The sequence below is a fragment of the Corynebacterium sp. CCUG 65737 genome (assembly GCF_024454115.1).
Classification (GTDB): domain Bacteria; phylum Actinomycetota; class Actinomycetes; order Mycobacteriales; family Mycobacteriaceae; genus Corynebacterium; species Corynebacterium genitalium.
Genome location: NZ_JAGPZB010000009.1, coordinates 45,320 through 57,346, shown reverse-complemented (window position 1 = coordinate 57,346; position 12,027 = coordinate 45,320). Strand labels below are relative to the sequence as shown.

Sequence of the window (12,027 nt, the reverse complement as noted above, 5' to 3'; positions counted from 1 at the left end):
ACCAGGTTCTGGCATACTTATCTGATGATCTCCACAATCATCCCCCCGAACGCGCGTACGCGGGAACATACGCTTCAGGTCCCGTGGGACCGCGAGCGCCCGGAGTTAGGCACCTTCGAGTTGTTCGCGCGCGAGCTTTACGCGCACGGGGACGGAGAGAGCCTTCCGCCACTGTTGTTTCTCCAAGGCGGCCCCGGCAACCCGGCTCCGCGCTTCATGCAGGGCTGGATTCCGGAGGCGTTGCAGCACTACCGCATCTTCCTCATGGATGAACGCGGCACGGGTCGTTCCGGCAAGATCGACCGCGGCACGCCGGAGCTTATCGACGAACGCATCTTGTCCAAACTCCGCTGTCCCGATGTCGTCGCTGACGCGGAGGATTTGCGCCGGCACCTGGGGTTTGCGAAGTGGGACGTGCTGGGCAACTCGTTCGGCGCGCTGTGCACTGGAAGTTACCTCTCGTGGGCACCGGGCGGCATCGGCCACGCGTATCTCACCGGGGCGCTGCCGCAGCTGGGCTGGTCGCCCGAGGTGTACAACGAGGTCACACTCGGCCTTTTCCACGCGCGCATCGAGGACTTCTACGCCACGGTGCCGAATGCGCAAGAGCGCGTCCGGGAGATCTGCGACCATTTGAACAACGTCGAGGAATTCCTGCCCACGGGTGAGCGGCTCACCGCGAACCGTTTCCGTTTCGTAGGTGTTGCGCTCGGCGAGGAGCAGGGTTTTCATTCGTTGGCGATTTTGTTGGAGGAGCCGTTTGACCGTCGTCACGCGGACAAGCGGTTGCGCAAAGACTTCCTGGCGATGGTCAATGACTTTGTCTCGCTGGAACGCAACCCGCTGTGGGCGGTGCTGCACGAAACGCTCTTTGGCGGGCCGGGGCAGGCGCCGAACTGGGCGGCGGAACGCACGATGGCCGGACGGCCGGGCTTTCGGCTTGACGCAGACCCGACGAACCTGGACGAGCCGTACTACCTGCTGGGCAACTACTTCTTCAAACACCACTTCGACGAAGATCCGGCACTGATCCCGTTCCGCGAAGAGGTGCACAAGCTCGCGCAGAAGACGGACTTCTCCCGGGTGTTCAACGAGGAGCAGCTCTACGTCAACGAGGTCCCGGCAGTAGTTGCTCTATACGAGCAAGATATGTTCATTCCCTTCGAGATGGCCTGCGAGAACGCAGCGAAGATTGGGAACATGAAGGTCTGGTCGCACCCCGATTGGGCCCATGACGCGATCTATGCCCACGGCGCAGAACTGTTCCGTGGGATTTATGACGCAATGCACGGCGAGGGTGCTTCGCAGGGTTAAACTATCCGGCATGGACACCATGTTCGAGACTTTGGATGCCATGTTTGAGTACACCGAAGAGCACGTCCTCGACCCCGCGCTGTTGTTCTACATCTGCCGCTAGCCGGGGCTTGCTAGAGCTCTCCTGCTAGCGGGTAGGAGGCTTGGGCTCCGTGCCGGGTCACGGAGAATGCGCCGACCTTCGCGGCGAAGCGCGCGGCGTCCACGATGTCTGCGCCGTGGACGAGCTGGTGGCACAGCGCACCCGTGAACGCGTCGCCCGCCCCGACCGTGTCCACCGCCTGCACACGCGGAGAGTCGATCTTCTCGCTCATGCCGTCGGCTGCGACGAGTGCACCGTCTGCGCCGAGCGTGATCACCACGGAAGCAAAGCCAGCCTGCATCAACGCGTCCAGCTGCTTCTGCGGGTCGTCTGGGGAGGCGTGGCCGAGCATCTCCAGCACGCCGGCAGCCTCATGCTCGTTCACCACGAGCGGATCGGCCCGCAGGAGAACGTCTTGGTCGACGTCGATGACCGGCGCTAGATTGATCACCACGCGCCCACGGCTCAGCTCGACCGAGCGCTTGAAACCGTCAGCAGGGATTTCGCCTTGCAGCAGGACAAGTTCCGCTGTCTCGATGAGAGCTTTTTGCTTCTCGACGGCACCAGCCCCCATCTCCCCATTCGCCCCCGGCACCACGATGATCGTGTTCTCTCCGTCCTCAGCGACGGTGATCACGGCTAAGCCAGTGACTTCCGTGCCGATGATAACTCCACTGAGATCTACCCCCGCTTCTTTCAGTAGAGCGGTCGCGTCCTCGGCGTTGGTGTCGTCGCCGACAGCGCCGACCATGGCGACGGAACTGCCCAGCCGCGCGGCGGCAACGGCCTGGTTCGCGCCCTTGCCGCCAGCGGAGATGCCCCCGCCAGTGCCCAGAAGAGTCTCGCCCGGATGGGGGTGGCGCGCGACACCCACGGTCAGGTCTGCGTTGATGGAACCGACCACAACAATCTCTGCCATACCCCCAGGGTAGGGAAGTACTGCAGGGTGTGCGGGGCCGGGTTACTCTCATCGCATGAAGCGTCTCCTCCCTGCCATTTTCTCCACCGCACTGGCCGTTGCCGTTCCTGCTGTTTCGCTCACCGCCGCCCCGGCTCACGCTCAGCCGTTGGGTCACGTGAACTTCAACCTCCCGCCGAACTCCAAGGTCACAGTGCCGCAGCTGCGCGATCCGAACACCGGATCCTCGACCGGACAGGTTCCCCGCGAGGCCAGCGGCGCCCCGCAACCGGTGCCGTTCAGCCCGGATTACCTGGCCGGCTACATTTCCGATATCTCGCCTTACCAGTACGGCATTTACGCCGAGGTCAACCGCCTCTTCCCGCCCCTGCGCGACAACCGCCCCGACGTGATGGACTCCAACCTGCAGCAGGTCATCGCCATCAACAATGCTGCATCCTCCGACCCGGAGCTGGTGCGCCGCGCTCAGGTCGACGCTGTCGCCTCCTCCGACGAGCTGCTGGTGACGCTGTCGGAGGGTCTTGGCGAGGAATTCGGCAAGCAGTTCCGCGACGCCCTGCGCGAAGGCCGCCTACCCAAGACGCAGTACCTGCTGGGTAACGGCTACCTGGCCCGCTCCGGCGGCATCGCCAGCTCCACCTTCGCCGAGAAGCAGATCTTCAACTACAACCGCCCGCACGTGGTCGCCCCGGATCGCATCAAGCGCTACAACCCGCCGGGGGAGGACCTGTACCTGACCTCGAAGTCTTTCCCGTCCGGCCACACCAACCAGGCTGCGCTGGTCACTTCGCTGCTGGCGTACATGGTCCCGGAGGCTGCCCCGCAGCTCCACTACCGTGGTGCTGAAGCCGGTCACAGCCGGATCGTGCTGGGGGTGCACTACCCGCTCGATGTCATCGGCGGGCGCATGTCCGGCCAGGCTGCTGCTGCGGATCGTCTGAATGACCCGAAGATGCGCAACGCGTTCGACCAGGCTGCCGCTGAGCTGCGCGCCGAGATGCAGTGGCGCACCGGCAAGTCCATTCCGGAGCTGGTGGCATCCGATAAACCGTATGTGCCCACCGCGACGGCCGTGGAGCAGACCACGAAGTGGAACACCTACGACTTCAAGCCGATCTACCGCACCGACGCCCCGATGATCGTCCCGCAGGCAGCGCCGACGCTCATCGCGGCGAGCTTCCCCGAGCTCAACTACCACCAGCGCGCGCAGGTCATTGCGCAGACCGCCACCGCGCCGGGCAACCCGCTGGACTGGCAAGCGGAGGGCGGTTCCTGGCAGCGCGTCAACCTGGCCGCGGCGACGTCTGCGAAGGTCAACGTCAACCAGGACGGATCGGTCACCGTTCTGCGTTAGCGGCGATCTCCTTCCTGCGTTTGAGCGCTAATACTCGAACGCAGGGATGGAGGCCAGCAGCTTGCGCGTGTACTCGTGCTGCGGGTTCGCCCACACGTCTTCGGTCGGGCCGGTCTCCACGATGCGGCCCTTGTGCAGCACCGCGATCGTGGGGCACACCTGCCTTACGACGGACAGGTCGTGGGAAACGAAGATGAGGGTGAGTTTGTCGTGGACCACAAGGTCGTCGAGAAGCTCGAGCACCTGAGCCCGCACTGACACGTCGAGCGCCGAAACTGGCTCGTCGGCAATGAGGATTTCCGGGTGCGGGGCAGCGGCGCGCGCAATGGAGATGCGTTGGCGCTGCCCGCCGGAGAACTCGTTGGGAAGACGATCGCCCGTGCCCTCCAGGCCGACTTGGGCCAGCACCTCATCCGCGCGTTGCTTATCGGTGCCGGATTCACGGATCGAATCGCGCACTTTCCGGCGCGGATTCAGCGAGGAGTAGGGGTCTTGGAAGACCATCTGCAAGCCGCCGTCGACACGCACGGTGCCACTATCTGGCTCACCTAGACCTGCGATGAGTCGCAGCAACGAAGTCTTGCCCGAGCCCGATCCACCGACGATGCCGAGGCGCTCGCCTTTGCGGACGGTCAAAGAGACGTCATCAAGCGCGAGCGTGTCACCGCGGCGCCAGGTGACGTGGTCAAGTTCAACGATCGGCTTATCCGCGTCGCGCACCAGCGCCGGTTCCCCCGGCCGCGACGCCGCGACCAACTGTGCTGTGTAGTCCACCTGCGGATTCTTCAGGTCCGCGTCGGGGTCAACGATGCGCCCGTCCTTGAGCACGATGATCCGGTCCGTCATCCGGGAGATGACGCCAAGGTCGTGGGTGATGAACAGCAGCGCCATGTTGCGCTCCCGGACCAGGCGGTCGAGCAGATCGAGGATCTGCGCCTGAACGGTCACGTCGAGGGCTGTGGTTGGCTCGTCGCAAATGAGCAGGTCCGGGTCGCCGGCAATAGCTAGGGCGATGAGCACGCGCTGGCGCTGGCCGCCGGAGAGCTCGTGCGGATAGGCGGCGGTGCGCTTAATGCCGACCTCGCGCAGGAGTTCGCGCGCGCGATCTAGCGAGCTGGCCTCAGCGACTTGGCGCTCGACCGTCATGAGCGGGTCAAGTGCGGTCATCGGTTCCTGGAAGACCATGGCCACGGTGGTGCCGCGCATGCTGCGGGTCACTTCTTGGCCATGCACGGTGATCGAACCGGAGACCTTCAGCCGCGGGTCGACCAAGCCCATGATGGACATGGCGGTCATGGATTTGCCGGAGCCGGACTCACCGATCAGGCCCACGCGCTCACCGGGGGAGATGTCGAAGGAAATGTCCTCCAGGATCCGGGGGATCGCGAGGCTTTCTACCTGCACCAAGGGAGTTGTCATCGTTTCACCTTCCAGGCGGTCTGGAGGCCGTCGCTCAGCAGATTGAACCCAAGTACTGTCGCCGCGATAGCCAGCCCAGGCCACAGCGCGAGGTGGGGTGCGGTGGCCAGATAGGCCTGGGAAGCCTGCAGCATCCTGCCCCAGGAAGCGTACGGGGCGGGCGTGCCCAATCCGAGGAAGGACAAACCGGCCTCAGCGAGGATGGCCAGCGCGAGCGCGACGGAGACCTGAACAATGAGGATCGCAGCGATATTGGGCAGCACGTGCCGCCACGCGATGACCGGGCCGGGCACGCGAGAGACCCGGGCGGAGAGAATGTAGTCCTGCGCCATGACCTGCAGTGTGCCTACCCGCGCCACGCGTGCGAAGCCGGGGATGCCCGCGATGCCGATCGCCAGCACCACGATCCACATTGACGCGCCGAACACCGCGGTGAACACGATGGCCAACAGCAAAGCGGGGAAGGCCAACAGCAGGTCGTTGGAGCGCATGATGAGTGTCTCAATCCAGCCGCGGGACATGCCCGCCCACATGCCCAGCGGCACTCCGATCAGTGCTGACAACGCGACCGAGCCGAACGCGACCAGCAGCGAGATGCGGGCACCGTCCATGATGCGGCTGAGCATGTCGCGGCCGTACTGGTCCGTGCCCATCCAATGGGTGGCGGAAAACGCCTCCAGTCGCTGTTCGGGGTTCGCTTGGACAGGGTTGTACGGCGTCCACACCAGCGCGATGAGCCCCAGCGTGACCACGATGCCGACCAGCACCGCGCCCACCCAGAAGGTCGCAGGGAAACGTCTCATGCTTGCCTCCTCAAACGCGGGTCGACCAGCCGGTAGAGCAGGTCCACCAAGAGAGTGACGGCCAGGGTGAACACGACCAGCAGCATCATGATGGTCTGGACGGTGGTCAGGTCGCGGGTGGCTACAGCGTCGAGAAGCATCGAGCCGACACCGGGAATGACAAAGACTCTTTCAATGACGACAGCGCCCACAATGAGCGTGCTCATCTGGAGACCAGCGACGGTGAGCACCGGCAAGAGCGCGTTTTTCAGTGCGTGCCGGTAAAGCGCTTCGCGCGTGGACAACCCGATGGAACGCGCCGTGCGCACGTAGTCTTTATCCATTTCTTCTGCGACGGCAGAGCGGACGTATCGGGTGAGGATGGCCGCTTGCACGAGCGTCAAAGACACCACTGGCAGCACGAGGTGGGAGAGGAATTTCCCGAATCCCGCATTCGGCGGCGACCAGCCGTTCGCCGGGAGCCAACCGAGCCACACGGAAAACACCGCAATGGCGAGGATGCCGGCAAGGAAGCTGGGCACAGCAATGCCAATCTGCGTCAGAGCCCCGAGCATCGCCGAGTTTCGACGCGCCAACAGTGTGCCCAGCGGGATAGCGATGAGCAAAGAGAGCACCATGGCGGATACCGTCAGGATCAGCGAGACCTGCACCCGGTCCCACACCAGGGGAGTGATCTCCTGCTGGCTGGACAGCGAAACGCCGAAGTCACCGGTGAGCAGGCCGCCGATCCAGTCGAAGTACTGCACCACAAGCGGCCGGTCGGTGCCGAGCTGCGCCGCCAACGCCGCGACATCCTCGTCCGTTGCGGTCACGCCGAGCGCGATGCGCGCCGGGTCGCCCGGAACTGCGCGCAGCAGCACGAAGATGATCACGCTGGCGGCGAACAGCATGAGCACGAACCGCAACAGGGCGAGTCCGATCTGCTTCATTTCTTTTTCACCCCCGCTAGGTCGAGACCGTCAGTGACCACGTTCGGGTCCACGCCGGTCACTCCGGGTGCAGTGACCACGATGTTCGGGGCATTGGCCAACGTCAGGGCGCCCACGTCCGCCATAATGGTGTCCACCGCTGCCTGCATCCCTGCCACCTGCTCTTGCTGGTCACCGGCATCGGCGCGCGCGAAATCCTCGCGGACCTTTTCAGAGTCGTAGCCGAGGTAATACTCCGGGTTGCCGAACAAGTTCTGCATGTCCCGCGGCTCCACGTGCGCGATGAGCGAGGCCTGGTAATCCGCCTGCTTGAGCACTTGACCCAACCACACGGCGGGGAACTCGACGGTCTCCAGCTTCACGTGGAAACCGACATCGGATAGCTGCGAGAAAACCAGCTCCGCCGCGTCCTGAGCGTAGGGCAGCGAGGGGATGGTCAGTGTGATCTCGGGTTCGCGGCCGGCAAGAAGCTCGCGGGCTTTGTCCGGATCGAAGGGATAGTAATCCTGCCCCGTGAACCACGGGTCGGTCGGCGGTACGGGTGCTCCGCCGGTGTCGGTGGCCATTCCCGACCAGACGACGTCATTGAGTGCGCGTCGATCGATCGCGTAGGCTACCGCGCGGCGCACAGCCGGGTCGTCGAAGGGGGCGCGCCGGTTGTTGAGGCTCAGTACTACTTCGCCGTTGGTGGTGCCCACCTGAACATCGAAATCGTCGGGAAGCGTCTGCAGCAGCTCAGGGGCCTGCAGCGACCACACCACATCCACATCGCCGACGCGCAGTGCGTTGACCGAGGAGACCGCGTCGGAGAAGTACCTGATCGCAGCGTCCTGCTGTGCGCCTTCACCCCAGTAGTCTTCGCGCGCGTCGAAGGAGATCGACTCGCCCACCGCGAAGTGCTTCACGGTGTACGGGCCCGTGCCTACAGGTGTCGTGGCCAGCGCGTCAACACCGCTCGGCGTCATCATGGCGCCCGTGAGCGTGCCCATGGACCACAGCCAGCTATTCGACGGCGCGTCGAGTGTCACCTTCAGCGTGTGCTTATCCGCAGCCTCTGCCCCCACCACCGGGTCCATCTGCGCCTTCAAACCGTTGGTCCAGGAGTCCTTGACGTAGTTGATGGAGAACGCGGCCGTTTCAGCAGTGAACTCGTCCCCGTTGGAAAAGGTCACGCCCTCTTTGAGGTGGAAGGTGTACTCGGTTCGGTCATCGCTGATGTCCCAGCTCTCGGCGAGGAACGGGGCGGGGTTGCCGGATTCGTCGATACGCACGAGCGTTTCGTAGACATTGTTCATGAGCGCCTGCGGAATCGCCGCGCCTGATGTAGTGGTGAAATCGAGCGACTCGGGCGCGGACGTGGTGCCCACGACGACGCTGCCGGGCTCGATCCGCCCCACGTTTGTGGCTGTGCTGCCTGCGGAACACCCTGCTAGTGCCCCTGCTAGGGCAAGAGCAGCAGCGCACATGACTGGTTTCATAGGCGCTGAGGTTACCAAAAAGTTAACAGGGGGTCTTGTTCGGCTAATTGTTATATTCACCGTAGTCACCAGGCTGCGTGCCCGGATCGATGATGCTGAACTTCACCGGCACAGGGCCGCCGCGGACATTCGACATGACCAAGCGCATCATGTCGCCGCGGAAGTCATACTCCGCGTACTCGATGTGCTCGCCCTGAAACGTCGACGCCCGCAGTTCCACGTGCCACAGCGGAGCGCCTTCTTCGATTTCCAGCAACGTTGCCTGCTCCGCAGTCGCTGTGGTGATCTGCCCAATGCGCACAGCGTTGTCAGCATGAACGCCCTGCTCTTCCAAGAGCGTGTGGACGGATTCATTGTCCTTAGACATCGCGAGCAGTCGCTCACCGATCTTGAACGGGAACACTAGGCGCTCAATCACCGCTGGTACGCCGTCTGCGGAACGCACCCGTTCGACCTCGACAACCGGGTCGCCCTGCTCAAGCTGGAGGGCCCGAGCTGTACGGTCATCAGCCGGTTCGCGTGCGATCCGCAGGATTTTCCCGCCGGATGTGCGGCCTTGCTCCTTCATCAGGGCAGAGGCGGATAGGAGAGCGTCGAAGCTGCTTGTCGACGGCGCGAGCAGAACAATGGAGCGGCGTCCGCGGCCGGAGGAGATCAGGCCGTCGGCACGCAACGTGGCCACCGCTTGGCGCACCGGGCCGCGGGAAGAATCGAACTTCTCGCACAGCTCAGCTTCGGAGGGAAGCGGATCGCCGGGGGCAAGTTCGCCGCTTTGGATCAAATCTTGGAGGTACTCGGCGATTTCCTCGTGCTGCTGCCGGCGTGAAATGATCCCCACTCCTCTTGATATGCGTTCATCCGAATGTGTTCAGCGGCCTTTACTTTAATGAACTGCCCATGAGCGTTGTCGACAGGGTCAGTGCCCGCTAAGCCCACGCATCCGAGAGGATCTCCATCGAGCGCAGCGACTCTTCGTGGGTGGGGGACTGCAGGGAAATCATCAGCTCATCGGCTCCAGAAAGCTCCTGGAACTGCTCCAGATAATCGGTGATCTGCTCGCTTGTGCCCTGGGCCGTGTAGCGCAGCATGCCCACGATCTGCTGGCCCTGCGGCGCGTTCATCACAGCGTCAAGCTGTTCCTCGCTCAGCACGCGCCCCTGGCGACCCAGCAGCGCGCGGACACGAGCACGATGCACTAACTCCGTTTGCCGCGCAGCGTCCTCTTCGCTGTCCGACGCCGTCACGTTCACCGCCGCAATCACATACGGCTCCTCGCAGTACTCGGAGGGTTGGAAGTTCTCGCGGTAGTACTTCGTCGCCTCCACCAGGTGGGTCGGCGCAAAGTGCGAAGCGAACGAGTAGGGCAGACCGATCTTCGCCGCCAACGAGGCACCGAACATCGATGAGCCGAGAATGTACAGCGGCACGTTCGTCCCGGCGCCCGGAACTGCTGTCACCCCCGGGATGACGGGTTTGCCGGCCAAGTAACCCTGCAGCTCCAAGACGTCGTTGGGGAAGTTGTCGGCGGCGCGAGGGTCACGCCGCAAAGCAGCGCCCAGCGTCTGCTGATCCGTGCCGGGCGCGCGGCCCAGGCCAAGGTCAATGCGGTCCGGGTAGAGCTCGGCGAGGGTGCCGAACTGTTCTGCAATGACGTACGGCGAGTGATTCGGCAGCATGACACCGCCAGCGCCGAGCCGGATCTTCTCCGTCTTAGCAGCGATGTGGGAGATCAGCACTGCCGGAGAGGACGAGGCGATCGACGGCATGTTGTGGTGCTCGGAGTACCAGACACGGTCAAAGCCCAACCGTTCACCCGTCTGGGCCAATTCGACCGACCGCTGCATGGATTCACCTGCGGTCTCGTTGTCGCGCACGGTGCAAAAGTCGAGGAGGGACAGGGTTGCTCGCGTGGAAGAAGAAGTTGACTGATCCATGCTTGGTACAACGCTGTGCGCGACCGATAATTCCCGGCCTTCCGGTCAGTTTCGAGGCGAGTCTAGAGGTGAGCGGAGGTGACCGATCAGGGGAATTCTGTGCTGAGCATGGACAGTGGAACTGGGTTGCTGCGCGAAGTGGTGACCGCGAAACGAGCTTTGTCAAAGAGGTAGCGGTCATCGGAAGATTCAATCGGCCGACATCTGACGAAGATGCCGGCCGACGAAGAGTGGGTTCGCTAAACGCGCTCTGCGTCTGCGGACTCAGTCACCGCGTACGGCTCGTCACCGTCGACGGTGCGCTGCGTGCCGATCTCCATTGGAGCAGCCGGGCGTGCCAGGTCGATGATCACGCCGATGACGAATGCGACAGCGGTCGCCAGCAGCCAGCCGAGGTCGTACGCCTGCATCGGGGACCAGCTGACCAGCGGGGTCAGGGCGTCAGCACCCCAGCCCAAGCTGATGAAGGTAGAGATGAGTGACCACGCGACAGCAACCCAGATGGGCAGGAAGAAGCCCCAGTGCAAGCGCGTGCGGGAGCGGAAGAGCGGCTCGATGAGCGTCACGAAGATCAGCGCAATGGCAGGCGGGTAGAGGAACCCGATCACCGGAGCCGCGACAGCCATGACGAAGTTCAGGCCTTGGGTGGCCATGACTGCAGAGGCGACAGCGAAGATGATGGCCCAGGTGCGGTAGGAGCCAGCGACCTGCTCGGAGAAGTACTCTGCGGTGGCGGTGATCAGGCCGATCGCGGTGGTCATGCAGGCCAGCACAACGATCAGGGCGAAGATGATCTGGCCGGGCTTGCCCATTATCTGCAGGGCGGCGTCAGAAAGCAGTGGTGCGCCGTTGTCGTACTGCTCGGCGTTCGGCATTGCGCGGCCGATCAGACCCAGGCCGAGGTAAATGAGCGCGAGCATAATGCCGGCGCCGAGACCTGCGAAGATGGTGCCGCGGACCAGCGGCTTGCCCTCGCCCAGGCCCTTGAAGCGCAGGGAGGAGATGATCACGATGGAAAACGCCAGGGCAGCGATGGAGTCCATCGTCAGGTAGCCCTCGAGGACACCGGTGGTGTAGGCGTTATTCGCGTAATCCTCGCTCGGAGTGTAACCCTGGTTGGTCATGGTGAAGATCGCGGTGCCGATCATGATGATCAGCAGGATCACCAGCGCCGGGGTGAGGAACTTGCCCAGAGTGTCGGTGATCCGGGTGGGGTTCCAGGACAATGCCAGAGCGATGCCGAAGAACACGATGTTGAACAGCGCACGCGGAACAGTGCCCTCCCAGCCGAATACCGGCGTCATGGCCACCTCGAAAGAGACGGCACCGGTACGCGGCAGAGCGTAAAAGGCGCCGATGGACAGGTAGGCCAGGATCGGGAAGATGATGCCGAAGAATGTGCCTGCTCGTTGCGCGAAGTCACGGACGTTTGAGCCGGACACGGCAATGGCGATCACGGCCAGCACCGGCAGGAGAGCGCCGGTGGTGAGGAAGCCGAGGATCGCCGGCCAGAAATTATCGCCGGCCTGAACGGCCAGCATTGGCGGGAAAATCAGGTTGCCCGCACCGAAGAACATGGAGAACAGCGCCAGCGCGGTGACCACAACAGCGGTCTTCGAAGCACCGCCCTGTTCTGAGCCCTTCGCTGTGCCGGTAACAGCAGTAGACATGAAGCCTCCCGGGGGAAAATGAACGAATTAGTAGGGGTTACCCTAGCATTCCGTCTGCTGGGATCAATATCCTATTGCATGAAAATCGTCGTGGGTGCCCCTGTTCGTACCCGTTCTCACACATG

At 63.4% G+C, this 12,027-nt stretch carries 10 protein-coding genes; 2 read left to right on the top strand and 8 right to left on the bottom strand.

Annotated features, from left to right (window positions below):
• The first annotated feature begins 24 nt into the window (after positions 1-24).
• Complete coding sequence (locus KBX17_RS08215) at positions 25-1,314, top strand: alpha/beta fold hydrolase (protein ID WP_256019331.1); 1,290 nt, start codon at positions 25-27, stop codon at positions 1,312-1,314.
• A gap of 113 nt (positions 1,315-1,427) precedes the next feature.
• Here the strand turns inward: KBX17_RS08215 and KBX17_RS08210 are convergent, their stop codons facing one another.
• Positions 1,428-2,315 carry a ribokinase gene (locus tag KBX17_RS08210; RefSeq protein WP_005289255.1) on the bottom strand — a complete coding sequence of 296 codons (888 nt, stop codon included), beginning with the start codon at positions 2,313-2,315 and terminating at the stop codon, positions 1,428-1,430.
• Between the two features lie 55 nt (positions 2,316-2,370).
• Here KBX17_RS08210 and KBX17_RS08205 point away from each other — a divergent pair, with 55 nt between their 5' ends.
• Positions 2,371-3,669, top strand: coding sequence for a phosphatase PAP2 family protein (locus KBX17_RS08205; protein ID WP_256019329.1), 1,299 nt, complete (start codon positions 2,371-2,373; stop codon positions 3,667-3,669).
• A 27-nt stretch (positions 3,670-3,696) separates the two neighbouring features.
• Here the strand turns inward: KBX17_RS08205 and KBX17_RS08200 are convergent, their stop codons facing one another.
• From KBX17_RS08200 to brnQ, 7 genes are all read right to left on the bottom strand, one after another.
• Entirely contained in the window at positions 3,697-5,088 is a 1,392-nt protein-coding gene (locus tag KBX17_RS08200; RefSeq protein WP_256019327.1) for an ABC transporter ATP-binding protein, read from the bottom strand.
• Positions 5,085-5,891 (bottom strand): ABC transporter permease, encoded by an 807-nt coding sequence (locus KBX17_RS08195; protein WP_256019325.1) that lies wholly within the window; start codon positions 5,889-5,891, stop codon positions 5,085-5,087. The genes KBX17_RS08200 and KBX17_RS08195 overlap by 4 nt, the downstream gene beginning before the upstream one ends.
• Positions 5,888-6,820, bottom strand: coding sequence for an ABC transporter permease (locus KBX17_RS08190; protein WP_256019324.1), 933 nt, complete (start codon positions 6,818-6,820; stop codon positions 5,888-5,890). Before KBX17_RS08190 ends, KBX17_RS08195 begins: the two co-directional genes overlap by 4 nt.
• Entirely contained in the window at positions 6,817-8,298 is a 1,482-nt protein-coding gene (locus tag KBX17_RS08185) for an ABC transporter substrate-binding protein (RefSeq protein WP_305086239.1), read from the bottom strand. Before KBX17_RS08185 ends, KBX17_RS08190 begins: the two co-directional genes overlap by 4 nt.
• A gap of 43 nt (positions 8,299-8,341) precedes the next feature.
• Entirely contained in the window at positions 8,342-9,136 is a 795-nt protein-coding gene (locus KBX17_RS08180) for a GntR family transcriptional regulator (protein WP_256019320.1), read from the bottom strand.
• 88 nt (positions 9,137-9,224) lie between these two features.
• Positions 9,225-10,232: an LLM class flavin-dependent oxidoreductase gene (locus KBX17_RS08175; protein WP_255995548.1), complete on the bottom strand. Its 1,008-nt coding sequence runs from the start codon at positions 10,230-10,232 to the stop codon at positions 9,225-9,227.
• Positions 10,233-10,471: 239 nt separating this feature from the next.
• Positions 10,472-11,902 (bottom strand): branched-chain amino acid transport system II carrier protein, encoded by a 1,431-nt coding sequence (gene brnQ, locus KBX17_RS08170; RefSeq protein WP_256019319.1) that lies wholly within the window; start codon positions 11,900-11,902, stop codon positions 10,472-10,474.
• Positions 11,903-12,027 lie beyond the last annotated feature (125 nt).